The sequence below is a fragment of the Streptococcus sp. ELY_137 genome, assembly GCF_058314515.1.
Map to the genome: position 1 here is coordinate 106,397 of NZ_JBZFUL010000002.1, position 25,611 is coordinate 132,007.

Genomic DNA, 25,611 nt, shown 5'->3' on the forward strand with positions numbered 1-25,611 from the left:
ATTATTTGATAAGCTCCTTTATTTGATGGGCTAAAAGCTGTAGGTCTTCAGCTGTATTTAATTCTGAAAGACTAATGCGAATAGATTCTTGTAATCTTGGTGAATCAGCTCCGTACAGAGCTGTTAGAACATGGCTAGGATCGACTGTACCTGCAGTGCAGGCAGAACCAGTCGAAACTGCAAATCCAGCCAAGTCCAGCTGTGTTAGTAACAGTCCATTATTGACATTAGGAAAGCCAATATTGATGACATGGGGCATAGCAGTATTCCCACCGTTTAGGTAATAATCAAGGCCTTCTATCTTGGATAAGAAGATTTGACGCAGTTGACTGACCTTTTGGAAATTTTGTTCTAAATACTCTTGGGTTTCTCTAAGTGCTTGAGCCATACCAGCGATACCAATTATATTTTCAGTGCTGGCCCGCTTCTTATTTTCTTGTTCGCCACCATGCAGTAGGCTATCTATATAATGAGGCTGTGCGTAAAGGAACCCCACCCCTTTGGGACCATGAAATTTATGGGCAGAAGCAGAAAGAAAATCGATACCCAGCTGTTCTGGAATAATTTTCACCTTGCCTATAGCTTGAACAGCATCAACATGAAAAACAGCTTGGTGATCTACTAAAATTTTACCGAACTCAGCGATGGGCAAAAGAGTGCCAGTTTCATTATTAGCAAACATGGCACTGACTAATATAGTGTCCTCGCGCAAGGCCTTAGATAGGGAATTTGGTGTAATCTGACCGTTTTCATCTGGCTGTAAGTAAGTAACTTCAAAACCAAAGCGCTTCTCAAGATATTGCATGACATGCAAGACAGAATGGTGCTCAACAGCGGTTGTAATAAGGTGTTTCCCTTTATCTTGGTTGGCCAGAGCATAGCCCTGAATCGCCATATTGTTACTCTCAGTACCGCCAGATGTAAAGATAATTTTATTAGCCTGACTACCTAAATACTGTGCAATGACATGACGGCTATCCCTCAGTAATTGGTTGGCCTGCCGCCCGTAGGTATGAATGCTGGAAGGATTTCCAAAGGTTTCGGTCATCACTTTTGTCATAGATTCGATAACACCTGGGGTTAGTGGAGTTGTCGCAGCATTATCGAGATAAATCATTTGTTAAACCTCACTGTCTGCAGTGTAAGTAAAGAGTGGACTGAGTGGTTGGTGGTTATGGATACGGGTGATGGCATCTCCAATCAGTTTGCTAGCTGAAATATAGGTGACGTTACTGCTGATTCTCTCTTTAGTTACAACAGAATCAGTAACAAGAATTTCTTTGATCGGAGCAGCCTCTAAGATATCAGCTGCTCCACTAGCAAAAAGACCGTGGCTGGCTACAGCATAGATTTCAGAAGCTCCCTCACGTTCAACGATTTTAGCCGCCTCGGCAAAAGTTTTACCGGTATTTAGGATATCATCAATAAGAATAGCTTTCTTACCGATAACTTCACCAATGATGTAGCCTTCTTCACGCTGGGCATCATCCTGAGCATAGTCAATAATAGCAATAGGAGCATTTAAATATTCTGCTAAACTGCGCGCTCGTTTAATACCAGAGTTTTTCGGACTAACCACAACGACATCAGAACCCGTAAGCCCTTTATGAGCATAACGATCCGCAAATAAGGGAACAGTGAAAAGATTGTCAACAGGAATGTCAAAGAATCCCTGAACTTGAACCGCATGCAGATCAAGTGTTAGAATACGATCGGCTCCTGCCTTGACTAACATATTAGCAACTAGCTTGGCTGTGATTGGCTCACGACGTTGAGCGATGCGATCTTGGCGAGCGTAGCCAAAGTAGGGCATGATAACATTAACCGAGTTTGCGCTAGCTCGTTTGCAGGCATCAATCATAATCAATAGTTCCCAGAGGTTATCATTGACAGGAAGACTGGTAGATTGGATAACGTAGATATCAAAACCACGTACACTTTCTTCAATATTGATCATAATTTCGCCATCTGAAAACTGCTTAGATGACAATTTGCTGAGAGGAATACCAGATGCCTTGGAAATTTTTTCAGCAATTGCGGTATTAGACGTTAACGAAAATAATTTGGGGGTGCTCGCTGCTGCCATAGTAAAAATAGCTCTCCTTGTTCTAACTGCAAAGCTCTCGGTTCTTTTAGATTGTCTAGATGAGATTATAATAGTCCCATAATAAAAAATCAGACTGATAAAGCGCCAAGAGCCATATGTTAAAAGTTTACCTTCTTCATTGTATCAAAAAAGGCTGATTTTTTCAGCCTGTCTTTACTATTTTAGTGTAAGATTAGTTAGTTTTTAAGGTTGAGCAAAAGCGTGCCACCTTGCTTTTAGCATATTTGAGATCAATACCATGTTCAGCTAGAAAAGTTTCGAAATCTGCTTTCCCTTGTTGGGCCTCTTTGACTTCTAATTCCAACTCGTAGTCAATTCGGCCGGAATAGTTATTTTTATCGAGAGCCATGAGACCGATTGGCGTTTCTTTCTCACGTCGAATAGTTGTTAAATGACCTAAATTTTTGAGCTGGCCACAGTCAATACCGCGTTGAATCAGCAAATCTTTTATGGCATTGTCAGGAAAATCACAGGATTCAATAATCGTACGTGCTTGTTCGCGTGATAAATCGAGGTTATGCTCCAAAGTTCCCACTGGCTCAGGGATCTTTAGGGTCATTTCAGCCCTCTTATCAAAAGTGCGAATCCGAAGGGACAGGCGCTTTTGACGCATAGTAAAATTATCAGTGTCAAAGTAGTAGTTGGTTTGGGTAATTGGAAGGATGTGCGAAAAGAGAGCTTCCATGCGCTGAAACTCTGCCTTATTGAGCATAGTCTTATATTCTATTTCCAAGTGGTTCATGTCATGATTTTCCTTTGCAGACCTATTTATGGTATAATACTGATTAAAATAATTCTATAAAAAAGTGGGGGTTTTTACAAGATTTGACTGTAAATGCCCCTTGTAAAAACAGGAGTTTAACAAAAAATAATTATGGAATGGGAAGCCTTTTTAGACCCCTATATTCAGACTGTTGGCGAATTAAAAATTAAATTTCGTGGTATTCGTAAGCAGTTTCGTAAACAAAACCGCCATTCGCCAATTGAGTTTGTCACAGGCCGCGTTAAACCTATTGAAAGCATCAAAGAAAAAATGGCTCTCCGTGCGATTAAAGAGAAGCACCTAGCAGAAGATATGCAGGACATTGCTGGTATTCGTATCATGGTGCAGTTTGTAGATGACGTTCAGGAAGTGTTGGAACTGATTCGTCGGCGTCATGATATGCGTATTGTACAAGAGCGCGACTACATTAATAATCGTAAGGCCAGCGGATATCGCTCTTACCATGTGATTATTGAGTACCCTGTTGATACCATTGAAGGGCAGAGGAAGGTTTTAGCCGAGATTCAGATACGGACTTTGGCCATGAATTTTTGGGCTACGATTGAGCATTCTCTCAATTATAAATATCAGGGCGACTTTCCAGAGGAGATTAAACAACGTTTAGAGGTCACCTCTCGTATTGCTCGCGAATTAGATGAAGAGATGCGCAAAATCCGAGATGACATCAAGGAAGCTCAGCTTCTATTCGACCCAGTAAGCAGAAAATTAAGTGACGGTGTGGGAAACAGTGATGACACAGATGAATTATACAGGTAAGCCTCAAGCTAGGGTCGCCATTATCGCTAATGGGAAATATCAGAGTAAGCGAGTGGCGTCAAAGGTTTTTAGTGCCCTCAAGCATGATCATGATTTTTATCTAAGTAAGGAAAATCCTGATATTGTAATTTCTGTTGGGGGAGACGGAATGCTTTTATCCGCCTTTCATATGTATGAAAAATCTTTAGACAAAGTGCGATTTGTCGGTATTCATACAGGACATCTAGGTTTCTATACCGATTATCGTGATTTTGAAGTGGACGAGTTTTTGAAAAACTTACGTACTGATCGAGGTGAGAAAATCTCCTACCCTCTTTTGCGCGTGACAGTTACCATGGCAGACGGACGGGTGGTGACAGCTAGAGCTTTAAATGAGGCTAGCCTGCGACGATTAGAAAAAACCATGGTGGCTGATATCGCTATCAACGGGACTCAGCTGGAACGTTTTCGTGGGGATGGACTAACTGTATCAACACCGACAGGCAGTACAGCCTATAATAAATCTATCGGAGGTGCAGTGCTCCACCCTACTGTTGAAGCTTTTCAGATAACGGAAATTGCTAGCCTTAATAATCGTGTTTACCGGACTTTGGGAAGCTCTGCTATCATACCTAAAGGTCAAGTCGTTACTGTTGAACCTAAGCGAGTCGGTTCCTATACCGTTTCTATTGACAATAAATCTTTCAACTATCGCAATGTTTCCAAGATGGAATTCTCCCTTGATGATAAAAAAATTAGTTTTCTGTCCTCACCTAACCATATAGGTTTTTGGGAGCGTGTGAAGGATGCCTTTATCGGCGAGGTAGAAACGTGATATTTGAATTCGTGGCAGACAGGCGCTGCAAAATCAAAACCTTACTGCATGGGCACGACATTTCTAAAGCTCTTCTAGCCAAGATTAAGTTCAAAGGTGGGAATATCTGGGTAAATGGCATTGAACAAAATGCCATTTATTTATTAGATATAGGAGATAAGGTCACTATCGATATTCCTAATGAGATTGACCAAAATAACAGCCTAGAGCCAATTCAGCATGACTTGAATATTGTCTATGAAGATAAGCATTTCTTGGTGCTGGATAAACCAGCAGGTTATGCAAGTATCCCGAGCAGTCTGCATTCTAATACGATGGCAAATTTTGTTAAAGCCTACTATTTGGATAAAGGGTACCCCAACCAGCAAATTCACATTGTTACGCGATTAGATAAAGATACCAGCGGTCTTATGCTGTTTGCTAAGCACGGCTACGCTCATGCTCGTATGGATAAACAGCTTCAAGCCAAGACCATTGAGAAGCGCTATTATGCTCTGGTGATGGGTGGTGGTAGACATTTACCTGAACAAGGAGAAATTATAGCGCCGATTGCTCGCGATGAGGATAGTATTATTACGCGTCATGTTCATCCTTCTGGTAAGTATGCTCATACGAGTTACCGCCTTATTGGATGTTTTGGTGATGTTGACTTAGTTGATATCAAGTTGCACACAGGACGTACACATCAGATTAGGGTCCATTTTAGACACATTGGGTATCCCTTGCTGGGGGATGATCTCTATGGAGGAGCGATGACCTATGGTATTCAGCGTCAAGCTCTGCATTGTCATACCCTGAGGTTTTGGGATCCCTTCACTGAGCAGGAGCGCTTTTTCGAATCCGGCTTGACAGATGATTTTGAAAACGTTATCATGAACCTACAAACTGATTTAGAATAGAGGAGTTATTCATGTTACGAAGTTTATTTGGCGACTTGAGGACGAAAATTGCCGGTAAGGGGATTAGAATTGTTTTTCCTGAAGGAAATGACGAAAGAGTTGTCAGAGCTGCGGCTCGTCTCAAGTTTGAAGGGCTGGTTGAACCGATTATTCTGGGAAATGATGCAGAGGTCCGTGGCCTCCTTCATGAGTTAGGATTCGTTAACCAAGACTATATTGTTATTGACCCCTATAACTTTCCCTATTTTGAGGATATGAAGTCCTTGTTCCTGGATATTCGAAAAGGGAAGGTTAGCCCAGAAGAAGCAGATAGGCTCCTTCGCGATGTTAATTATTTCGGTGTTATGTTGGTCAAAATGGAAGTGGCTGATGGTATGGTTTCGGGTGCGATTCACTCAACGGCAGACACCGTGCGGCCAGCTTTGCAAATTATTAAAACGAAGCCAGGTATCTCACGGACATCAGGTGTTTTCTTAATGAATCGGGACAATACTGATGAGCGCCTGATCTTTGCGGACTGCGCTATCAATATCGATCCCAACGCTCAGGAATTAGCTGAAATAGCTGTGAATACAGCGGATACTGCGAAAATTTTTGATCTTGACCCCAAGATTGCTCTGCTTAGTTTTTCTACTAAAGGAAGTGCTAAGGCTCCTCAGGCTGAAAAAGTTCAGGAGGCTACCAGACTGGCCAAAGAGATGGCGCCCGATTTAGCCCTTGATGGTGAACTCCAGTTTGATGCTGCTTTCGTTCCTACAACAGCAGCAATCAAAGCACCGGATAGTGATGTAGCAGGACAAGCTAATGTTTTTATATTCCCTGATCTCCAGTCGGGCAATATCGGTTACAAGATCGCACAGCGACTAGGTATATTTGAGGCGATCGGGCCTATTCTACAGGGATTAAATATGCCTGTTAACGATTTATCCCGTGGCTCTAGTGCAGAAGATATATATAAGTTGGCTATTATCACAGCGGCGCAGTCTGTCGAATAAAAATTTATTGTGATAAGGACTGTTATAAAGGTATATCAAGGTCAGGATTTTTATCCCGACCTCTTCTAGTTTTGTGATACTCAAGGAAAACAAAAATCAGATGAATGACGGATCGCAGACAGTTTAACTTCCCTATAGTTTGGGATTAGGAGTTAGGCACATACCAGCTTGTATCGCTAAAACAGAGTAAGGAGGCATTGCTGATGTCTCGTTTTGACTCTTACTGGGTTTATGTAGTAAATGCTGAATAAAGTCATCTGCGGCCTTTAGCTGTTTCTAAAATTAAATTAGTGGTACTATTTCCATCCATAGCCAGTCAAGCTCGGTTGTTAGAGCACCCCCTTGTTTTAAGCATGAACATTATGGCAGAAGGGTAAAACTTGGAACATTTATACGCCAGTTTTAAAAATAAAAAGATTGGGAGCTGTGGAGCTAAAATATTTACAAAAATGATTCTGAGAGGACCAAAAGACTTGCGATGAGAGGAATTATCAAAATTTTATGAGGAGAAAAAGATATGACAAAAATAATAATGGTTACAGGAGCCACTGCAGGGTTTGGTCAGGCTATCGCTCAGCTCTTTGTCTCTAAGGGTTATCGTGTTATCGGCACAGGGCGACGCCTAGAAAAATTAGAGGAGCTGTCCCAAAAATTAGGGGAGCATTTTTACCCTCTCCAGATGGATATGATGTCAGTAGATAACATTTCAGCGGCTCTTGGCAGCTTACCGGCGGAATGGTTCTCTATTGATATTTTAGTTAACAATGCTGGTCTGGCTCTAGGATTAGATAAAGCCTATGAAGCTAATTTTGATGACTGGCAGACTATGATTCAGACCAATATTATAGGTTTAACCTACTTAACACGGCAAGTTCTTCCCCAGATGGTAGAGCGTCAGTCGGGTTATATCATTAATATTGGATCAACAGCTGGTACAGTTCCCTATCCTGGAGCTAATATTTATGGTGCCAGCAAAGCTTTTGTCAAGCAGTTTTCGTTAAATTTACGAGCCGACTTAGCAGGAACGAAAGTACGAGTTAGTAATATAGAACCAGGTTTATGCGAGGGTACTGAATTTTCAAATGTCCGTTTTAAAGGGGACAATCAGCGTGCTGCCGATCTTTATAAAGGCGCTAATGCGATACGCCCAGAAGATATTGCTAATACGGTTTCCTGGTTGGTTGAGCAACCAGAACATGTGAATGTCAATCGTATTGAGATTATGCCAACATCGCAAAGTTTTGGGCCACAGCCAGTCTATCGCGAGAAAAAATAGGTGCAGGGCACCTATCATTAAAAAAGACTGGGCAAAAACTTGTCCAGTATCCTATTTTAAAACAAACTCTTAACGCAGTGGTTGGGAGTAAGACTTGTTGGCTAGACCAAGAAGTCTTACTACTGCACAGTTCATTAGGTGCTTTAGCACCGAACCACTGCTGGCGGGATTTCTTTTTCCCGCAAAGCCAAAGCGGAATATCTAAACAAATGTGATGAACGCTGTTCATCCTATCTCCAAACTCCAAAGGTCCCCCGGACCTTTGGAGTTGTGCGTGGGTGGATTAAAAAGGTCTGGGAGACTTTTTAATCGGGAAATAAAGCTTGCAAAGCAAGTGTCAAAAACGGTCTGGGGAGAGACCGTTTCAGGTCACCACTCCCTTTGTTTGAAATAAACTAGCATAGCAGTGAGTAAAGTGACCCGCTCAACGCTCTCCTTGTCAACAAGCTTCAACTCTTTTCCAGATAGTTGATTCATTTGTACAAGGTAAAATTCAAATTGTCGGTGGGTTGTCTGAGGTGTGGGCCCTAAGCCAGGAGAGTAAGCAGATGTTTTGGATAAAGGCCCTTTCAGGAAGAGTGACAAGCAGCATTAAAAAATGTGATGGTTTCGCACTCTTTTGTTTACAACGATTCACGGTTAAAACTAGTCATCGTCAAATTGATGATCACTGATAGAGGCACCGGAGGTCGTATCAGACCAGCTAACAATAGCTTGTCCGCTCTCCTTCAGATAGCTGGTCAATAGTGGTTTAAGATCTTGAATATAAGAGCATACACCTAAGCAGATACCCTTTTCATCGTGTAGTAACTGGTAGGATTGTATCAAAACACGGTCAAAGGACTCGATAGGTAACTGTGTATGCAGGCTGTGGTCAGAAGAATTTTGAAGTGCTTCCCAAACCCATTCTGGTAAAACTGAAGGCTCCTCGCTTAAAAATAAATTATCGCCAGAGTAATTATTTGAATAAACAAGTTGCAAGTCTTTATTATAAAAGCTCAGATGATAAGGCAAGTGATTCAAAAATTTTAGTGCATCGTGGTTTAACATAACCTTTATCATAGTGGTTTTATGTAAAAAATGCAAGAAATCAAGTTTGTAAAGCCTATCTATCTGCTATGATTGTTGAACTCTTCTAGCATAAAGCCCATTAATTTGCGGCTGTTCTTTTTAAAAATGTAGTATCGTATTTAATGGATTTTTGACTTGTTTGGAAAGAGAAGTCTAAGGATCATAGGATAGTATCAGTTTTTAAAAGAAAGAGCCTATCTTTGCTGCTGGATCTCCATTATAATAGGTGTGGTGGAGCAGAATTGAACTTAGCCTAAATCTTTGAAAAAGTTAACAGACTTCGCAATCCAAGGTTTTCGTCCAAGTTCATATTTTCTCAGTCGAATTTTTAAAGCCTTTGGTATCTTAAATCTTAATGGAGGAGCATGTTTATGAAGCAAAAGGTCATTTTTTTAGATGTGGATGGAACCTTAGTAGACTATGAGAATCGCATTCCTAAGTCTGCCATAGTGGCTATTCGCCAAGCAAGAGCTCAGGGACACTTGGTTTATATGTGTACGGGACGTAGCAGAGCTGAGGTGCAGCCTGAACTGTGGGATATCGGCTTAGACGGTATGATTGGTGGTAATGGTTCCTACCTAGAACATCAGGGACATGTTTTAATGCACCAACTAATTTCTGAACAAGACACGCATGCTATTGTCGATTGGCTACACGAGCGTGGTTTAGAGTTTTACCTTGAAAGTAATAACGGTTTATTTGCTAGTGAAAATTTTAAAGAGGTAGCAAGACCGGTGATAAGAGCCTATGCTAAACGCAAGGGGGCAAGGGAGCAAGATGTTGCTAACTTGGAGGCTGAAGATGCCCTCCACGGCCTAATTTATGGTGATCGACTTTATCGCAATGATGTTAATAAAATTAGTTTTATTTTGTCTTCCTATCAAGATCATTTAGATTCCAAGGCAGCCTTTCCGAAATTAAAAGCAGGTACCTGGGGAGGCAGGGGCGAGACAGCCCTTTTTGGCGATTTAGGAGTAGCTAATATTGATAAGGCCCATACGATCGATGTCCTTTTGAATCACCTGCAGCTGACTAAGGAAGATACCATTGCTTTTGGAGATGCCAAGGTAGATATTCCTATGTTAAACTATTGTGAAATTGGGGTTGCTATGGCCAATGGTGGACCTGAGATTTTAGCGATGGCTGATATGGTGACTGAGGATGTTGAAGAAGATGGTCTTTATAAGGGATTTGAGCGTCTGGGCCTCTTGTCTTAGCAGAATTTTGGTAGCTCCCGCTTGGTTTGCAGAAAATACTTGACAAGATTGTGCAATAATGTACAATATTCTTGTAATCGATTTCAAAAAAATTAATCGCACATAGGAGGAAGCGAGATGAAAGCAGTTGTTGTTAACCAAGCATCAAATGGTGTTGAGGTTGTAGATCATGCTTTACCAACAATTGGACATGGTGAAGCACTGGTAAAAGTTGAGTATTGTGGAGTTTGCCATACAGACTTGCATGTCGCTCACGGAGATTTTGGACAAGTGCCCGGACGTATTCTGGGTCATGAAGGTATCGGTATCGTCCAAGAGATTGGAGAAGGTGTCGAATCGTTAAAGGTTGGCGATCGTGTCTCTATCGCTTGGTTTTTCGAAGGATGCGGTCACTGTGAGTATTGTACAACAGGACGCGAGACGCTCTGTCGCTCTGTTAAAAATGCTGGATACAGCGTTGATGGAGGCATGAGTGAATATGCAGTTGTTACAGCTGATTACGCTGTCAAAGTTCCAGAAGGTTTAGATCCTGCTCAAGCTTCATCGATTACCTGCGCAGGTGTGACTACTTACAAAGCTATTAAAGAAGCGGGCGCAGCCCCTGGCCAATGGATTTGTATCTTTGGTGCTGGTGGCCTTGGTAATCTAGCTGTTCAATATGCTAAAAAGGTTTTCAATGCACAGGTTGTTGCTGTGGATATTAACCAAGATAAGCTCGATCTCGCTAAAGAATCTGGAGCAGACATTATTGTCAATGGTAAAGAAGTTGGCGATGTTGCTGCTTATATTCAAGAAAAAACTGGCGGCTGTCATGGTGTTGTTGTAACAGCTGTTTCAAAGGTTGCCTTTAATCAAGCTATCGACAGCGTTCGTGCGGGCGGTACAGTAGTTGCTGTAGGTCTCCCATCAGAATATATGGAACTTTCTATTGTTAAGACAGTTCTTGATGGGATCCGTGTTGTTGGTTCACTCGTGGGAACACGCAAAGATTTGGAAGAGGCTTTTGATTTTGGTGCACGCGGTCTAGTGGTACCAGTCGTTGAAACAGTTGAGGTAGATACAGCACCTGACGTTTTCGATGAAATGGAAGCTGGTAAAATTCAAGGCCGCAAAGTTCTCGATTTCACCAAATTGGCTTAAGCGTCTGAACCTGAGGGTAAAGGAGTACTTGTATATCAAGCATACGGTGTCATTCGACTCTACTTCTCTGCCGGGAATTTTCGCCAAGCAAATTGGCTCTTTATATCTTAAATAATTTATCGAGCTGCCTACTGTTTTATGACTAGATAAAGCCCTGAGGCAGCACCTGCCCATTTTTATATAGATGAAAAACGCTCTATTGTCCCCTTTCAAAGTAGACTAGCAATCCACTTTGGAGAGTGGTTCGCACTGGAGTGTTTTTTATGATCTTAAACAAGCGCGATTTATCAGAAATAGTTGGGACAACAAGCTGAAAAAAACTAGGATAAACAAGATAGCGGTACTGTCCATCTGTTTATCCTAGTTTTGTTAAGTAAATCAGTAATGATTTCTCCGTTTATAATAAAGGAAAGAGTACCTGTACCCTAAGTCTTTACCATGAAATTGTGGATAACAGCTCCTCGGCCGTTGTTGTCGGCAGGATACGAACGCGATTAAGAGTATAAAAACCGTTATCGGCACTGGCTAACCCTTCATTGGTTGTTACCGCCATTTTATATCCATCTTGTTCAGCTAATGACTGAGTAGTGTCATTGTAACGTCCAGAAGGATAGGCGAGTGCGACCGTTTCTTGATCTAGAGTTTGGTCCAGCCATCTTTTGGATTCACTGAGTTCTGTGTCTTGAGTATCCTCGGCCGTTGCTGATAAATCGGGATGGTTCACAGTGTGACTTTGAAAGGACATGCCGTCTGATTTCATTTCCTTAATCTGGTCAGTAGTTAAAAAACCTTCCTTATCAATATAACTGGTAATGATATTATCGGTGCCGTGGGCCCCATACTGTTTCATAATATTGTAGGCATTTACAAAATCCGCATCTCCATCGTCAAAAGTTAGCCAGACAATTTTTTTGTTGCCATTAGGTAAAACGTTTTCTGATAGCGCTTTGTAGGCTTCTTCAGGAGTCAAAAAGTAATAACCAGCCTCCGATAGTGCTTTAATATGACTTTCGAAGGTTGAAGGATCAACAATGAGATTGGCACTGCCTGCTTCAGAAGAGTCCATAACATGGATGGCATGGTACATCAAAATAGGAACTTTGATAGCTTCATCTTGCTTTTCCCAATTGACCTTGGTCCTGTTAGACTTTCTTGCTTCACTAATCTGTTTAGGAGTCTTAGCTGTTTGCTGACTCTGTGTTTTTTCCGTTTTTAACAACTGACTGGGTTTGGAGCTGTGATTCTTTACCATAAAGGCCACAGCCCCAAGAATAAAAACAAGGCAGATAATAGCTAGCAAGTTGCGGCTAGTGTGATTATGACGATTTTTAGCAGTCATTTTTTGCTTATCTCCTCTTATAGCGACGTTGATGTTCGACAATACTATCAAGAACAAAGGTATGGGTATCATAATCTATAAATGAAGCATTGCCATCCTGATCAAGCTCAGCCTCCTCAAAGAACATCATTTCGTACTCAGGGACGCTGATAAGTTTACGTTGATCAAGCTCTTTTTGCTGGCTGTCCCCCAGCATGTTTTTAAAACCATCAACAAGATTTCCGCTAAAAATCTCTGAAACCGCACCGGAACCGTAGCTGAAGAAGCCGATGCGATCACCAGCTTGTAAAGACTGAGCATTTTCCAATAGTGATAGGAAGCTAAGATAGAGCGAGCCAGTATAGATATTTCCCACCTGTCTGCTATAATGAATGGAACTGTCAAAATGCTCTTGCAATTGCGCCCGTACCCTATCATCAAGGGTTTTGTCCATCAATTTATTAAGTCCCTTGTTAGCCAGTTTAGGATATGGAATGTGAAAGCAAAAGGCTGCAAAGTCCTCTAGACTGAGATTCTGCCGTTTTTGGTATTCGGTCCAGACTGTCTTTAAACTGTCTAGGTATTGTTTAGTCGAAAACATGCCTTGAACAAAGGGGGTTACAGAATAATTGGGACGCCAAAAGTCCATAACATCGCGAGTTTGAGCAATATTATCGTCATTGAAAGCGATAATTCTAGGTTGTGCCGTTACCAGCATAGCAAGGGCACCGGCGCCTTGGGTCGGTTCTCCTGATGTTTTGATGCCATACTTGGCAATATCACTAGCAATAACGAGCACCTTAGACTGTGGATTAGCTGAGACATGCAGCTTAGCATAGTTAAGCCCTGCTGTCGCACTATAACAAGCTTCCTTCATCTCAATGCTTCGGGCAAAGGGCTGAATACCTAATAAGCCGTGTACAAAGACTGCAGCAGCCTTACTCTGATCAATACTGGATTCACTGGCGACAATGACCATATCAATGGTTGCCTTGTCTTCATCCGTCAGGATTTTTTCAGCAGCAGCGGCGCCTAGAGTGACAATATCCTCTGTAATAGGAGCAATACTTAAACAATCCAGCATTAATCCAATCGAATATTTATTAGGATCGGTGTTGCGAGCTGAGGCTAAATCAGCCATAGAAAGCTGATATCTGGCTGTCGCAAAACCAATCTTATCAATTCCAATGGTCATACATCTACCTTCTATTTGCAAGTTTAATATGATTCTATTGTAACATAAATGACATGAAAGCTCTGAAGGAAAAACTTAAAGCCTCTTCAAATCACTCCTAAACATAGGTTTTTAACTAGCTAGGTAGCAGCTATTGGCTTTTTTGCTTAAAATTCGCTAGAATATGAAGTAATAATTATTTTAAGGATATACCATGACAAAAGCAGATGATATTTTTAAGGACAATATTCAAAAAATTATGACACAAGGGGTGCTTTCGGAGCAAGCCCGTCCCAAATACAAGGATGGACGAACCGCTAATTCAAAATATATTACGGGCTCCTTTGCTGAATATGATTTAGCTAGGGGAGAATTTCCAATTACAACCTTGAGGCCAATTCCAATAAAATCAGCTATCAAAGAAATTTTTTGGATTTACCAAGAGCAGAGCAATGACCTTACCATATTAAACGATAAGTATCACGTTAAATACTGGAATGATTGGGAAATCGGAGATACGGGTACTATCGGTGAGCGCTACGGTGCTATTGTCAAAAAGCACGATATTATAACTAAAATTCTCAAGCAGCTCGAAGAAAACCCTTGGAACCGCCGCAATGTCATCAGTCTTTGGGATTATGAAGCTTTCGAGGAATCAGAAGGCCTTCTTCCTTGTGCTTTTCAAACCATGTTTGATGTTCGGCGGGTAGATGGTGAAATCTACTTGGATGCCACCCTGACTCAGCGTTCCAATGATATGTTGGTTGCTCATCATATTAATGCTATGCAGTATGTGGCCCTGCAGATGATGATTGCGAAACATTTTGGCTGGAAAATAGGTAAGTTTTTCTATTTTGTCAACAACCTCCATATCTATGATAATCAGTTTGAACAGGCAAAAGAACTGCTGCGTCGTCAGCCAACTGCCTGTCAGCCCTGCCTAGTTTTGAATGTTCCAGATGGAACGAATTTTTTCGACATCAAGCCAGAGGATTTCGAGCTGATCGATTATGAGCCGGTAAAACCCCAACTGAAATTTGATTTAGCCATTTAATCATCTGCTTGTTAAAGACTGATAAAAAAGGGTATAGCAGAAATTTGTTTGAATTTTTTCAAATGCATTTTCCCTCGAATTCTGATAGAATAAACGTAATATGAGCGAGCATTTAAAAAAGAAAATTATTGCGATCTGGGCTGAGGATCAAAATCATCTCATCGGTGCTAATCAGACGATGCCCTGGCATTTACCTGCTGAGTTAGCGCATTTTAAGCGAACGACCATGGAAGCAGCAGTTCTCATGGGGCGCAAAACTTTTGATGGCATGGGAAGAAGGGCTTTGCCTGGACGTGAACTGTTGATTTTAACCCATGATAAGGGGTATCAAGTTGATGGGGTTCAAACTGTATCTAGTATAGAGGAAGTACTTTCATGGTTTGAACAGCAGGAAAAAGACCTCTATATTGCAGGTGGAGCTGGGGTTTATAAGGCCTTTGAGAGATATTTCGACGTTTTAATAAAAACCAGTATCCAAGCTAAGTTTAAAGGGGATACTTATTTTCCTGATATCCAGCAAGACAATTACCAGCTGATTTCGGAGGAAGTTTATCAAAAGGATGATAAGAATCCTTTTGATTTTACTGTCTCGGTATTAAGAAAATTAAAATAGAATAAGGAATTAATAATTCATGCAAAGAAGTATCTTTGGAGTATTTACAGCGCTACTAGCCATTATTTGTGTGCTTTGTGCGCTTCCGGCATTTCGTAAAAATCGTTATGGCCTAGGAGCACTGTTTCTCCTGAACGCTTTGACAAATCTTATCAATACCATCCATGCCTTTTATGGCACACTTTTTTAAAGTAGGAAGATTGGACTATTATGGCAGACAACACAACAACGAATGATACAATGGTTTATTGCTCATTTTGTGGCAAAAATCAAACAGAAGTGAGGAAGATCATCGCTGGCAACGGTGTCTTTATTTGCAATGAATGCGTAGCGCTTTCGCAGGAAATCATCAAGGAAGAATTGGCTGAAGAAGTTCTGGCTGATTTAGCGGAAGTACCAAAACCAAAAGAGCTCCTGCAAATTTTAGACGACTATGTTATTGGCCAAGATCGGGCCAAACGAGCTCTGGCTGTAGCTGTTTATAATCATTACAAGCGTATTAGTTTTTCAGAAAGCAGTCAGGACAATGATGTCGATTTGCAAAAATCAAATATTCTCATGATTGGACCTACAGGATCTGGGAAGACCTTTTTAGCTCAAACTTTAGCAAGAAGCCTCAATGTTCCTTTTGCTATTGCCGATGCAACAGCACTTACTGAAGCTGGTTATGTCGGTGAGGACGTTGAGAATATCCTTCTTAAGTTGATTCAAGCTGCGGATTTTAATATTGAACGAGCTGAGCGCGGCATTATTTACGTGGATGAAATTGATAAGATTGCCAAAAAGGGAGAAAATGTTTCGATTACCCGCGATGTATCTGGAGAAGGGGTTCAACAGGCTCTCCTCAAAATCATTGAAGGAACTGTTGCAAGTGTTCCACCTCAGGGAGGACGCAAGCACCCTAATCAAGAGATGATCCAAATTGATACTAAAAATATTCTCTTCATTGTGGGCGGAGCTTTCGATGGTATTGAAGAAATTGTTAAACAGCGTCTCGGTGAGAAAGTCATTGGTTTTGGTCAAAATAATATAAACTTAGATGACGATGCTTCTTACATGCAGCAGATTATCTCAGAGGATATTCAAAAATTTGGTTTGATCCCTGAGTTTATTGGTCGCTTACCTGTTTTAGCAGCCTTGGAACAGCTAACTGTGGAAGACCTTGTTCGTATTCTGACTGAGCCTAAAAATGCTCTGGTTAAACAATATAAAACCTTGCTTTCTTATGATGGTGTTGACTTAGAGTTTGACAAGGAAGCTTTGGAAGCTATTGCCACCAAGGCCATTGATCGTAAGACCGGTGCCCGTGGACTGCGCTCTATTATTGAAGAGACAATGATGGATATCATGTTTGAGATTCCGAGTCAGGAAGAGGTAGCTAGCGTGCGTGTCACAAAAGCTGCTGTCGACGGCACTGATAAACCGATTTTAAAAACAGCCTAGAAAAAGAAGATAGACGATGACGGACGAGCAATTTTTAAATACCCATAACGCTTCAATTTTACTCAGCGCTGCTAATAAATCTCATTATCCTAAGGATGACCTGCCGGAAGTTGCCTTGGCAGGCCGTTCTAATGTCGGGAAGTCCAGTTTCATCAATACACTGTTGGGGCGTAAAAATCTGGCGCGTACCTCCAGTAAGCCTGGAAAGACACAGTTGCTCAATTTTTATAATATTGATGATAAGCTGCGTTTCGTAGATGTTCCGGGATACGGTTATGCCAAAGTATCTAAGTCTGAGCGAGCTAAATGGGGCAAAATGATTGAAGAGTATCTAGTGACACGCGATAATTTGCGTGTAGTTGTTAGTTTAGTAGATATGCGTCACGCACCGACAGCGGATGATATTCAGATGTATGAATTTCTTAAATACTATGAAATTCCTGTTATTATGGTGGCAACTAAAGCTGATAAAATTCCTCGGGGTAAATGGAATAAGCAGGAATCTCTTATTAAGAAAGCTTTCAATTTTGAGCAGGATGACTATTTTATTGTCTTTTCTTCCCAGACTCGTCAAGGGTATGATCAGGCTTGGGATACTATTTTAGAGTGTCTGTAAAGAGAAGGGCAAAAACTTGTCCAGTATTCTTGTTTTGGTATAAGTCTTTGGCCCAGTGGTTGGCTAGCTTTCTTTTTGTCACAAAGCCAAGGCAGAAAACCTAAACAAATGTGATGAACAGCGTTCATCTTATTTCCCGATTAAAAGGTCTGGGGAGAGACAGAGACCGTTTCAGGTCACCGCCTAGAAATTAGGGAGTGGTGAGAACCAAAATTTTCAATTTTTGGGTTCTTTCCCCACTCCCTTTTTCATACTTTTTGCGCTTTTTCCTTTTTATAGTAAGGATAATACAAGCATATGATACGTAATATTAATTATGTAAAATAATAGCAGCTATAATATTTCTGCGCCCTCAATTTCTGAAAGTTTAATATGACGATAAAAGCTTTTTTTGTGTTTATGGTCGCTTTTTTTACTTTTTTAAGCTAAAATATTATGAGGAATATAACGAGAGAAAATAGAAAATGACGCAAAAAATTGGACTTGGACGTGCCCACAGCAAAATTATCCTAATTGGTGAGCACTCAGTGGTTTATGGGTATTCAGCCATAGCCCTGCCTTTGAAAAATATTGAAGTCGTTTGCCGTGTGCAGGAAGCCCAGAAGCCCATGGAGATTGATATTGCTGATCCTTTGTCAACTGCGGTTTTTGCTGCTTTGGAATACCTAGAGAAGGCAGATGAAAAGCTATCAATTGTGATTGAATCTAATGTTCCTGAAAAACGAGGGATGGGGTCATCAGCGGCAGTAGCTATCGCAGCTATTCGAGCAGTGTTTGATTATTTCGACAGGTCCTTATCAGGTCCCGTTCTGGAAATGCTAGCCAATCAGGCAGAAATTATTGCTCATGAAAATCCTAGTGGCTTGGATGCAAAGACATGCTTGAGCGACACTGCTATCAAATTTATCCGAAATTTAGGATTTTCAGAGATGCCTATTGATTTGGAGGCTTACCTAGTGATTGCTGATACAGGTATCCATGGGCATACACGCGAGGCGGTTCAAAAGGTACGTAATTTGGAAGAAAAAGCCCTACCCTATTTACACCGTCTGGGTGACTTGGCAAATCTTATTGAAGTAGGAATATTGGCCAAGGATTTGTCTGTGATTGGGCAGGCCATGAGTCAAGCCCATCAGGAATTGGATCTCTTAGGTGTTTCGAGTCCAGAAGCCAATCACTTAGTCCAAGTTGCCCAAGCTAAAGGGGCAATTGGTGCAAAAATGAGTGGGGGAGGCTTAGGTGGCTGTATTATTGTACTTTGCCGAAATGAAAAAGAAGCACAGGATATGTCTCACATGCTAAAAAAAGAAGGAGCGGCCAATACGTGGATAGAAAGTCTGTAAATGTAAAATCCTATGCCAATATTGCTATTGTCAAATACTGGGGGAAGGCTAACACACGAAAGATGATTCCAGCTACTAGCAGCATTTCGCTAACTTTGGAAAATATGTATACAGAGACTAGTCTGTCTTTCTTACCAGAAACTGCTGAAGCAGACCAATTTTACATTGATGGAGTTTTGCAAAGTCAAGCTGAGCATGACAAGATGACGAAAATCGTTGATTTTTTCCGCAAGGATCGAAAAGATCGTGTCTGTATTGATACCGTTAATAATATGCCAACTGCAGCAGGACTTTCCTCCAGTTCCAGCGGTTTATCAGCCTTGGTAAAGGCTTGCAACCAACTGTTTGATTTTGGTCTTAATCAGACCCAGCTGGCTCAATATGCCAAGTTTGCCTCAGGATCATCTGCCCGTTCATTCTTTGGACCACTTTCAGCTTGGGATAAGGATACAGGTGAGATTTATCAGGTGAAAACCGATTTAGAATTGGCAATGATTATGCTAGTTTTAAATGATCAGCCCAAAACCATTTCTAGTCGTGAAGGAATGAAACGCTGTACAGAAACGTCTAGCAATTTTGAACAATGGGTCCGGCAGTCTGAAATTGATTATCAGGATATGTTGGCCTACCTAGCTAGAAATGATTTTCATAAGGTCGGCCAGTTAGCAGAATCCAATGCCTTGCTGATGCATGCAACAACGAGTGCAGCTCAGCCTCCATTTTCATACTTAACGCAGGAATCTTACAAAGCTATGGAGTTTGTTAAATCATTACGCCAGCAGGGGTATAGTTGCTATTTTACTATGGATGCAGGGCCAAACGTTAAAGTTCTCTGCCGTCAGGAGGACCTAGATCAACTCGTCCCGATTTTTCAGGAACACTATCGTACGATAGTATCAAAAACAAAGGATCCTGCTCATGACTAAATATAGCGTACAGACTGGCGGTAAGCTCTATATCGCAGGTGAATATGCTATTTTGACGCCAGGACAAGTGGCTCTTATCAAGCATATCCCAATTTATATGAGTGCAGAGATTGAGTCAGCATCTTGCTACCAGCTGAGCTCAGATATGTTCGGCTACACTGCCGATATGACGCCAGACAGTAGCTATGCCTTGATCCAGGAAACGATAACTGTTGCTAATTCCTTCCTAGTCAGTCAGGGGCTGAGGTCTCACCCCTTTGCTCTTACTATCAGTGGCAAAATGGAGAAGGAGGGTAAAAAAATTGGGATAGGCTCTAGTGGTAGTGTAACGCTGCTGGTTTTGAAGGCAATGGCAGCTTTATACCATCAAGATTGGTCGGAGGAACTCCTTTTTAAATTGGCAGCCTATACCTTGCTCAAGCGAGGAGATAATGGTTCTATGGGTGACTTGGCCTGCATTGCCTACGAGAATTTAATTCTTTTTACCTCTTTTGACCGCTCCCAAATACGCAGCTGGATTGAGACTGCTGATTTAGGAGATGTTTTAAAGAGAGACTGGGGCTATCGTATTGAACCAATTAAAACTGCTATCAATTGTGATTTTTTGGTGGGATGGACCAAGAAGCCTGCCATTTCTGCGAACATGATTAATCAAGTAAAGGCAGCCATTACCCCTCGTTTTTTAGAGCAGACGCAGGCAGCTGTTATGGCTGCAGCAGAGGGTCTAAAAGTTGGGAACAAGGCAGCCATTAAGGAGCAGTTACAAAGGGTTAGCCAATTGTTGAAAGATCTCCACCCAGCCATTTATACTCAGGATCTATTGAATTTAGAGGCAGCTGCAGAAAATTTAGATGCTGTTGCTAAATCCTCAGGTGCAGGTGGTGGCGACTGTGGTATCGCTCTGTCTTTTGACGAGGTTCATAGTTGCATTCTGAAAAAACAGTGGCGGGAAAAAGGTATTGAAATACTACATAAAGAGAAATGGTGAGTTGGTGACCTAGCTTCTTGAATCCTTGGCGATCTACTTTTTATAGTTTGTTGCCAATAGAACCGCCGATAATTTGTCTGGTAGAAAATTGCTGTAGCTGGCACAATTCCAGCTGATCCAACGCTTTAAAATTATAGATAGAGCGTTTGTGCCAGTTCGCACAGTGAATTTACTAAATGCAGCCGATTTATCGGATTGTTTGGCTGGTGAGATAGGTACAGAAAGGCAGACTATTTTTTGAATTGAGGAAATATATGAGCAACCGTAAAGATGACCACATTAAGTATGCCCTTAACTACAAAGCACCTTATAATAGCTTTGATGATATGGAGCTGATTCATTCATCTCTCCCTCAATATGACTTGTCGGACATTGATCTCAGCACACACTTCGCTGGACGTGATTGGGAGTTTCCCTTTTATATCAATGCCATGACTGGAGGGTCAAGCAGGGCCAGGAGCATTAATCAAAAATTAGCCCAAGTTGCCGAAAGCTGTGATTTGCTGTTTGTTACGGGCTCTTATAGCGCAGCCCTGAAAAATTCTAACGATGATTCTTATGATGTTAGAAAGATTGCACCTGAAGTGCTTTTGGGAACAAATATTGGCTTGGATAAACCAGCTGAGTTAGGATTGCAGACTGTAGCAGCAATGCGGCCCTTACTGTTACAGGTTCATCTCAACCTCATGCAGGAACTTCTTATGCCTGAAGGGGAGCGAACCTTTAAGACTTGGCGGTCACATTTAACTGATTATGTCAGCCAAATTTCTGTGCCTCTTATCCTAAAAGAAGTCGGTTTTGGTATGGATATAAAAACAGTAGAATATGGGTTGGAGTCAGGTATCCAAACATTTGATATTTCTGGACGTGGAGGAACGAGTTTTGCCTATATCGAAAATGAGCGCGGGGGGAATCGTTCTTACCTTAATAACTGGGGGCAGTCAACCGTTCAAACCCTGCTTAATCTGCAGGCTCTAACGAGCCAAGCTGAAATTTTAGCCAGCGGTGGAGTTAGAAATCCACTTGATATGGTCAAGGCATTTGTTCTCGGTGCAAAAGCAGTAGGGCTTTCGCGTACGATATTGGAGTTGGTTGAGTGCTATCCTGTTGGGAAAGTTGTTGAGATAATCAACGGTTGGAAAGAGGATCTTCGTCTGATTATGTGTGCTCTCAACTGTCAAAATTTACGTGAACTAAGGCAGGTTGACTACTTACTTTATGGAAAACTAAGTGAGGCCAATCGCTAATTTTCGGTCAAAATAATTGACCTTTCTTAACTAAGAGCATAAACTAAAGAAGAAAGAGAGGGAATATTATGATTGAAATGACTTATACAGATGCTTATCAAATTGAACGCCATCAAAAATTTGAGAACCCTAATGACTTTATCAGAGCTCTTATGGGCTGTTCAACTGTTCCGGAGTATTACCCTGTAACCAGCCTGACCTATCATGGAAAAGACCTTGGCTTTCATGGAACTTTTGGGGAGCTATTTAAGACATTTGTAAATTTTGATTGGGCTCCTTTTGAAGCGTAAATAAAGTAGTGAAATGCAAATGCCAGTGCTCGAGAGCAACTGTTGTTGCTTTTTAGCTACTGGATTGTTTAAGGGGTCGCCTAAAGATAAGGAAGCGCCCCATGATAAGGACCGCCAATCAACCACTGCGTCGATCTGGTAAATCTAGATAATGCTAAAGAGTCTGAAATTTTGTTTCAGACTCTTATTTTTTTATGGTTTCATACCCTAGTTTTTAGCTTTTCTCTTTGAGAAAAATAAAGAAAACCACCAGCTAAGCTGATGACTCTAACAAGGCTTTAAACTTCCATTTATTCGCGAACGCGAAAGCACTTTATAGCATGCAGTACGCAATGGCAATATATTGTAAAGTTGATGCTAAGAGAATAAAGAGGTGCCAGATCATATGGTCGTAAGGCTGTTTTCTGGAGTAGAAAAAGGCTCCGACAGTGTATGATAACCCTCCTGCCAGCATCAATACCCAAAAGGTGGGATCTGTCTTGGCAATAACGGCAGGAATAATAAAGATAATCAGCCATCCCATCAAAAGATAAAGAAGCAGGCTAAATTTTTCATTGATTCGTTTGGCAAAAATTTTGTAAAGAATCCCGTAGATAGTTGTCCCCCACTGTAGAACGATGATGAGATAACCAAGCCAGCCACCAACCAAGGATAGAGCTACTGGTGTGTAAGAACCAGCAATAGCGATATAGATCATGCTGTGATCAATAATGCGCAGAACATACTTTTGAGGAGAGTCATACTGCATGGCGTGATAAATTGTAGAGGAGAGGAACATTAAAAATAAACTGATAACAAAAATAGACATACCGACAGCTGCTTTGATTCCGTAGACTTGGTGGCTGTAAGACGCTGTAATGGGAAGCAAGACAAGCATCGCTACCGAACCGACAGCATGGGTAACACTATTTGCAACCTCTTCACCAAAAGAAAGGCGCTTGCTAAGTTTTAGAGTTTGTGCTGCATTCATTTTTGACCTCCTTGAAGGTTGAGGGCGAGTTTGTGCGTATGATGATAAAGTTTTAATGTTTGGCAGGCTGATACGATAATCTCGGGGATATCTCGATCCTGTTCGCCATTCATGCAGGACACAAAGGCATCATAATACCTTTGTGACTGGTTATCAGCCGTCAAAGCTTCTAAAACTTGGCCTAATTCCTGAATGGAAAATACCGGTTTGAAAGTAGTGATAGCGATCAAGCGGGCAAGTTGTTTGCGACTGTATTTCTTTTTGACTGGTTTTTCAACCAGACCATGCTTAACATAATTATTAATCATCGAAGAGGTCAAGCCTTTATCATTAGGAACGGTAGCAGGTGCTGCTAGCTGGTTGACATAAAGCAAAACTTGGTCTAAATATAAATCAATATTGGGAAGTTCTTCCCATTTGGGATAAGCGGTTGTCATAAGATTACTATCCTCCTTTCATCTAGTTTCAATAACTAGATTATACATTTATAAAAAACGGAAGTCAAGAAAAAACGGTTAAGATAAAACTAACCTGCACCCCAAAAGTTAGACAGAAAATCTAACAATTGGGGTCAGTACAAACCAGCACTGTTTTATCCTTGGCTAAACTTTAGAGCATTTTCCTTTTTTCACTTTGTAAGGTGCTTAAATTACGCGCCCCACCTTGCTAAGCCTGGTATTTTATGGTATATTTTGAACATTAAACGCCTCTGGCGCAAAAAGGAATTAAACATGAAAAAACGCTATATTACAGGATTCGACGGCTTAAGAACAATTGGTCTTCTAGCTGTTATTCTCTATCATATCTATCCGTCAATATTTAGGGGTGGCTACCTCGGGGTTGCCCTCTTCTTTGTGCTATCTGGCTATTTAATCACAGACCTCCTATTGAAAGAGTATGAGGCGACTGGTGGAATTGATATTAAATCCTTCCTGCTCAGACGCTTCAAGCGGCTCTATCCCAATATGGTAGCAGTAATACTCCTAAGTACCGTTTATATGTATTTTTTCCAAAGGAATCTCCTGAATGGTATACGCATGGTCTTTGTCTCCAGTATTTTTTCGGTCAATAATTGGTGGCAGATTGCTAAAGGAGGGTCCTATTTTGCCAAGCTGATAGCAGAGGCGCCCTTTCAGCATTACTACAGCCTATCAATCGAAGGGCAGTTTTATCTGTTCTGGCCATTGATTATTATCCTGCTGATGAAGGTCTTTAAAAATAGGCGTACCCTGATTTTTAACGTATTGGATGTTATCCTACTTTTATCCTTCTTGGAAATGTCTTTTCTCTATCGCATGCATGTCGATCCGACAAGGATATACTACGGAACAGATACTAGGCTTTTCAGCATTTTAATGGGAGCTGCACTGGCTTTTGTCTATCCTAGTGATAAGGCGGCAAATATTCGTCTATCTCAACTGGATCGGCGGGTGTTCAACGGTATTGCTCTGACCAGCATGCTTGTCCTGGGCATTTGTTTTTTCTTTTTGCCTGACCAAGAGTGGTTCACCTACAGAGGGGGAATGTGGCTCTTTAGCTTCTTGTCATGTATCCTCATCGCTACCATAGTCCATCCCCAATTGCGTGTTAATAGATGGCTGTCCAACCCTATAACGGCTTATTTAGGGACTCGTTCTTACGGCATGTACCTCTGGCAGATTCCTATTCTAACTTTCGCAGAGTTAAAGCTGCCTAATCCCAAATCCCCCTTATCGGTTCTGATTGCTTTAGCTCTCGTAGTTGTTTTAACAGAGATAACCTATCGATTGGTAGAAGTCCCTTTGCGGCGGATTACTTGGCGGCAAATTCGTGAATTTTATGCTCGAAAAGGTCATCCCTTCCCGTTCAAGTGGCCTTTAACGCTGATGACAGGGCTAGCTGTAATTGCTGCACTTACCCTTGTTTTTACTGCACCCGACAAAACAGCTGCCCAGAACAAGATAACCGATCAGCTAAAACAAAACGAAGCGAAAATGACTCACCAGCAACAAAATCCGCAACCAGCTGGAACGCCGGCTGACCCTGCTATCCTCAATAAGTATGGTATAAGCCAAGAGGAATACGATGCTGTTAATCAGAAGAAAGTCGGTATTTTGGGTGATTCTATGATTGCCATGACTTACGATGATCTATTAGAAGTTTTCCCCAATGCTTTCTTTGACGGGGCGACTGGCCGTAAACCTGAGCATGCCTTAGAAACTGTACAGGAGGCGGTAGCTAACCATCCGGATCTCGATACCCTAGTCATCGGTATTGGTATAAATCGTGATGAAAATGGTGCGACACTTCAAACCAGCCAGATTGATCAGGTCATGGCAGCAGCAGGGGATCGTCAGGTTTATTGGATCAATATCAATCTTGAAAAGTCACAGTATTATTGGACCAACGATGTCAACCAAGCCCTTAATGAAGCTGATCAAAAATACGACAATCTGCATATCATTGATTGGTATGGCCTGTCCCATGATAAAGAAGGTCAACTTCTAACTGAAGATATGACCCATCCTAATGACCAAGGAGCTATTGCCTACACTAAAATAATCGCTGACACTCTGTCTAAGGAGTAGCTC

Annotated in this window: 25 protein-coding genes; 17 read left to right on the forward strand and 8 right to left on the reverse strand. The window is 41.4% G+C overall.

The features are described 5' to 3' along the window. Nucleotide 1 precedes the first annotated feature (1 nt). The 3 genes from AC4HAO_RS02575 to AC4HAO_RS02585 form a co-directional block, all read right to left on the reverse strand. Entirely contained in the window at nt 2-1,117 is a 1,116-nt protein-coding gene (locus tag AC4HAO_RS02575) for a cysteine desulfurase family protein (protein ID WP_491093196.1), read from the reverse strand. 3 nt (nt 1,118-1,120) lie between these two features. After that, complete coding sequence (locus AC4HAO_RS02580; RefSeq protein WP_491093197.1) at nt 1,121-2,086, reverse strand: ribose-phosphate diphosphokinase; 966 nt, start codon at nt 2,084-2,086, stop codon at nt 1,121-1,123. A gap of 193 nt (nt 2,087-2,279) precedes the next feature. Continuing rightward, complete coding sequence (locus AC4HAO_RS02585; RefSeq protein ID WP_491093198.1) at nt 2,280-2,849, reverse strand: CYTH domain-containing protein; 570 nt, start codon at nt 2,847-2,849, stop codon at nt 2,280-2,282. Nucleotides 2,850-2,981: 132 nt separating this feature from the next. Here AC4HAO_RS02585 and yjbM point away from each other — a divergent pair, with 132 nt between their 5' ends. The 5 genes from yjbM to AC4HAO_RS02610 all read left to right on the forward strand — a co-directional run bounded on the left by yjbM (nt 2,982) and on the right by AC4HAO_RS02610 (nt 7,631). Further along, nucleotides 2,982-3,647, forward strand: coding sequence for a GTP diphosphokinase (gene yjbM / locus AC4HAO_RS02590; RefSeq protein WP_447451434.1), 666 nt, complete (start codon nt 2,982-2,984; stop codon nt 3,645-3,647). Next, nucleotides 3,622-4,461, forward strand: a complete 840-nt coding sequence (locus tag AC4HAO_RS02595; protein WP_491134483.1) for an NAD kinase — start codon at nt 3,622-3,624, stop codon at nt 4,459-4,461. The genes yjbM and AC4HAO_RS02595 overlap by 26 nt, the downstream gene beginning before the upstream one ends. Continuing rightward, on the forward strand, nt 4,458-5,360 hold the full coding sequence (locus AC4HAO_RS02600) for an RluA family pseudouridine synthase (RefSeq protein WP_491093199.1): 903 nt from the start codon (nt 4,458-4,460) through the stop codon (nt 5,358-5,360). The genes AC4HAO_RS02595 and AC4HAO_RS02600 overlap by 4 nt, the downstream gene beginning before the upstream one ends. Nucleotides 5,361-5,371: 11 nt before the next feature. After that, nucleotides 5,372-6,355: a phosphate acetyltransferase gene (pta, locus tag AC4HAO_RS02605; protein ID WP_491093200.1), complete on the forward strand. Its 984-nt coding sequence runs from the start codon at nt 5,372-5,374 to the stop codon at nt 6,353-6,355. Between the two features lie 517 nt (nt 6,356-6,872). Beyond that, complete coding sequence (locus AC4HAO_RS02610; RefSeq protein ID WP_491134484.1) at nt 6,873-7,631, forward strand: SDR family oxidoreductase; 759 nt, start codon at nt 6,873-6,875, stop codon at nt 7,629-7,631. A 645-nt stretch (nt 7,632-8,276) separates the two neighbouring features. On the opposite strand, the gene AC4HAO_RS02615 is transcribed toward AC4HAO_RS02610, so the two are convergent. Then, nucleotides 8,277-8,681, reverse strand: coding sequence for a sodium transporter (locus tag AC4HAO_RS02615; RefSeq protein ID WP_491093202.1), 405 nt, complete (start codon nt 8,679-8,681; stop codon nt 8,277-8,279). A gap of 392 nt (nt 8,682-9,073) precedes the next feature. On the opposite strand from AC4HAO_RS02615, the gene AC4HAO_RS02620 reads away from it, so the two are divergent. Continuing rightward, nucleotides 9,074-9,919, forward strand: coding sequence for an HAD family hydrolase (locus tag AC4HAO_RS02620; protein WP_491093265.1), 846 nt, complete (start codon nt 9,074-9,076; stop codon nt 9,917-9,919). A 117-nt stretch (nt 9,920-10,036) separates the two neighbouring features. Beyond that, a complete protein-coding gene (adhP, locus tag AC4HAO_RS02625) occupies nt 10,037-11,059 on the forward strand; it encodes an alcohol dehydrogenase AdhP (protein ID WP_491093266.1) in 1,023 nt (340 codons plus the stop codon). A 433-nt stretch (nt 11,060-11,492) separates the two neighbouring features. Here adhP and AC4HAO_RS02630 read toward each other — a convergent pair whose 3' ends face one another. Next, the gene (locus AC4HAO_RS02630; RefSeq protein WP_491093267.1) at nt 11,493-12,398 is read right to left on the reverse strand and encodes a polysaccharide deacetylase family protein; all 906 of its coding nucleotides are present in this window, start codon (nt 12,396-12,398) and stop codon (nt 11,493-11,495) included. A 7-nt stretch (nt 12,399-12,405) separates the two neighbouring features. Then, entirely contained in the window at nt 12,406-13,572 is a 1,167-nt protein-coding gene (locus AC4HAO_RS02635) for a hydroxymethylglutaryl-CoA synthase (protein WP_491093268.1), read from the reverse strand. A gap of 193 nt (nt 13,573-13,765) precedes the next feature. Here AC4HAO_RS02635 and AC4HAO_RS02640 point away from each other — a divergent pair, with 193 nt between their 5' ends. From AC4HAO_RS02640 to AC4HAO_RS02680, 9 genes are all read left to right on the forward strand, one after another. After that, a complete protein-coding gene (locus AC4HAO_RS02640; RefSeq protein WP_491093269.1) occupies nt 13,766-14,605 on the forward strand; it encodes a thymidylate synthase in 840 nt (279 codons plus the stop codon). 100 nt (nt 14,606-14,705) lie between these two features. Continuing rightward, the gene (locus AC4HAO_RS02645) at nt 14,706-15,218 is read left to right on the forward strand and encodes a dihydrofolate reductase (protein ID WP_491093270.1); all 513 of its coding nucleotides are present in this window, start codon (nt 14,706-14,708) and stop codon (nt 15,216-15,218) included. 210 nt (nt 15,219-15,428) lie between these two features. Then, nucleotides 15,429-16,661 carry an ATP-dependent Clp protease ATP-binding subunit ClpX gene (gene clpX, locus AC4HAO_RS02650; protein WP_491134485.1) on the forward strand — a complete coding sequence of 411 codons (1,233 nt, stop codon included), beginning with the start codon at nt 15,429-15,431 and terminating at the stop codon, nt 16,659-16,661. Between the two features lie 16 nt (nt 16,662-16,677). Further along, a complete protein-coding gene (yihA, locus tag AC4HAO_RS02655) occupies nt 16,678-17,277 on the forward strand; it encodes a ribosome biogenesis GTP-binding protein YihA/YsxC (RefSeq protein ID WP_491093272.1) in 600 nt (199 codons plus the stop codon). A gap of 464 nt (nt 17,278-17,741) precedes the next feature. Continuing rightward, nucleotides 17,742-18,620: a mevalonate kinase gene (gene mvk / locus AC4HAO_RS02660; protein ID WP_491093273.1), complete on the forward strand. Its 879-nt coding sequence runs from the start codon at nt 17,742-17,744 to the stop codon at nt 18,618-18,620. Continuing rightward, nucleotides 18,602-19,546, forward strand: a complete 945-nt coding sequence (gene mvaD / locus AC4HAO_RS02665) for a diphosphomevalonate decarboxylase (RefSeq protein WP_491093274.1) — start codon at nt 18,602-18,604, stop codon at nt 19,544-19,546. Before mvk ends, mvaD begins: the two co-directional genes overlap by 19 nt. Then, the gene (locus AC4HAO_RS02670; protein ID WP_491134486.1) at nt 19,539-20,534 is read left to right on the forward strand and encodes a phosphomevalonate kinase; all 996 of its coding nucleotides are present in this window, start codon (nt 19,539-19,541) and stop codon (nt 20,532-20,534) included. Before mvaD ends, AC4HAO_RS02670 begins: the two co-directional genes overlap by 8 nt. Before the next feature lie 254 nt (nt 20,535-20,788). Further along, nucleotides 20,789-21,781: a type 2 isopentenyl-diphosphate Delta-isomerase gene (gene fni, locus AC4HAO_RS02675; RefSeq protein ID WP_491093276.1), complete on the forward strand. Its 993-nt coding sequence runs from the start codon at nt 20,789-20,791 to the stop codon at nt 21,779-21,781. A 68-nt stretch (nt 21,782-21,849) separates the two neighbouring features. Beyond that, nucleotides 21,850-22,071: a DUF4649 family protein gene (locus AC4HAO_RS02680; RefSeq protein WP_447451415.1), complete on the forward strand. Its 222-nt coding sequence runs from the start codon at nt 21,850-21,852 to the stop codon at nt 22,069-22,071. Nucleotides 22,072-22,384: 313 nt separating this feature from the next. On the opposite strand, the gene trhA is transcribed toward AC4HAO_RS02680, so the two are convergent. Further along, on the reverse strand, nt 22,385-23,041 hold the full coding sequence (gene trhA, locus AC4HAO_RS02685; RefSeq protein ID WP_491093277.1) for a PAQR family membrane homeostasis protein TrhA: 657 nt from the start codon (nt 23,039-23,041) through the stop codon (nt 22,385-22,387). Next, nucleotides 23,038-23,478 (reverse strand): DUF1836 domain-containing protein, encoded by a 441-nt coding sequence (locus AC4HAO_RS02690; RefSeq protein ID WP_491093278.1) that lies wholly within the window; start codon nt 23,476-23,478, stop codon nt 23,038-23,040. Before AC4HAO_RS02690 ends, trhA begins: the two co-directional genes overlap by 4 nt. Nucleotides 23,479-23,772: 294 nt before the next feature. Here AC4HAO_RS02690 and AC4HAO_RS02695 point away from each other — a divergent pair, with 294 nt between their 5' ends. Continuing rightward, nucleotides 23,773-25,608: an acyltransferase family protein gene (locus tag AC4HAO_RS02695; RefSeq protein WP_491093279.1), complete on the forward strand. Its 1,836-nt coding sequence runs from the start codon at nt 23,773-23,775 to the stop codon at nt 25,606-25,608. Nucleotides 25,609-25,611 lie beyond the last annotated feature (3 nt).

Bases quoted from the DNA above. Each gene is read 5' to 3' on its own strand.
- AC4HAO_RS02585 (WP_491093198.1), bottom strand. From the start codon at position 2,849: ATGAACCACTTGGAAATAGAATATAAGACTATGCTCAATAAGGCAGAG.
- clpX (WP_491134485.1), top strand. From the start codon at position 15,429: ATGGCAGACAACACAACAACGAATGATACAATGGTTTATTGCTCATTT.
- AC4HAO_RS02635 (WP_491093268.1), bottom strand. From the start codon at position 13,572: ATGACCATTGGAATTGATAAGATTGGTTTTGCGACAGCCAGATATCAG.
- AC4HAO_RS02695 (WP_491093279.1), top strand. From the start codon at position 23,773: ATGAAAAAACGCTATATTACAGGATTCGACGGCTTAAGAACAATTGGT.
- AC4HAO_RS02615 (WP_491093202.1), bottom strand. From the start codon at position 8,681: ATGTTAAACCACGATGCACTAAAATTTTTGAATCACTTGCCTTATCAT.
- AC4HAO_RS02610 (WP_491134484.1), top strand. From the start codon at position 6,873: ATGACAAAAATAATAATGGTTACAGGAGCCACTGCAGGGTTTGGTCAG.
- fni (WP_491093276.1), top strand. From the start codon at position 20,789: ATGAGCAACCGTAAAGATGACCACATTAAGTATGCCCTTAACTACAAA.
- pta (WP_491093200.1), top strand. From the start codon at position 5,372: ATGTTACGAAGTTTATTTGGCGACTTGAGGACGAAAATTGCCGGTAAG.
- AC4HAO_RS02630 (WP_491093267.1), bottom strand. From the start codon at position 12,398: ATGACTGCTAAAAATCGTCATAATCACACTAGCCGCAACTTGCTAGCT.
- AC4HAO_RS02690 (WP_491093278.1), bottom strand. From the start codon at position 23,478: ATGACAACCGCTTATCCCAAATGGGAAGAACTTCCCAATATTGATTTA.
- AC4HAO_RS02580 (WP_491093197.1), bottom strand. From the start codon at position 2,086: ATGGCAGCAGCGAGCACCCCCAAATTATTTTCGTTAACGTCTAATACC.
- yihA (WP_491093272.1), top strand. From the start codon at position 16,678: ATGACGGACGAGCAATTTTTAAATACCCATAACGCTTCAATTTTACTC.
- AC4HAO_RS02645 (WP_491093270.1), top strand. From the start codon at position 14,706: ATGAGCGAGCATTTAAAAAAGAAAATTATTGCGATCTGGGCTGAGGAT.
- AC4HAO_RS02595 (WP_491134483.1), top strand. From the start codon at position 3,622: ATGACACAGATGAATTATACAGGTAAGCCTCAAGCTAGGGTCGCCATT.
- AC4HAO_RS02680 (WP_447451415.1), top strand. From the start codon at position 21,850: ATGATTGAAATGACTTATACAGATGCTTATCAAATTGAACGCCATCAA.
- mvk (WP_491093273.1), top strand. From the start codon at position 17,742: ATGACGCAAAAAATTGGACTTGGACGTGCCCACAGCAAAATTATCCTA.
- yjbM (WP_447451434.1), top strand. From the start codon at position 2,982: ATGGAATGGGAAGCCTTTTTAGACCCCTATATTCAGACTGTTGGCGAA.
- AC4HAO_RS02670 (WP_491134486.1), top strand. From the start codon at position 19,539: ATGACTAAATATAGCGTACAGACTGGCGGTAAGCTCTATATCGCAGGT.
- AC4HAO_RS02640 (WP_491093269.1), top strand. From the start codon at position 13,766: ATGACAAAAGCAGATGATATTTTTAAGGACAATATTCAAAAAATTATG.
- AC4HAO_RS02620 (WP_491093265.1), top strand. From the start codon at position 9,074: ATGAAGCAAAAGGTCATTTTTTTAGATGTGGATGGAACCTTAGTAGAC.
- trhA (WP_491093277.1), bottom strand. From the start codon at position 23,041: ATGAATGCAGCACAAACTCTAAAACTTAGCAAGCGCCTTTCTTTTGGT.
- adhP (WP_491093266.1), top strand. From the start codon at position 10,037: ATGAAAGCAGTTGTTGTTAACCAAGCATCAAATGGTGTTGAGGTTGTA.
- AC4HAO_RS02575 (WP_491093196.1), bottom strand. From the start codon at position 1,117: ATGATTTATCTCGATAATGCTGCGACAACTCCACTAACCCCAGGTGTT.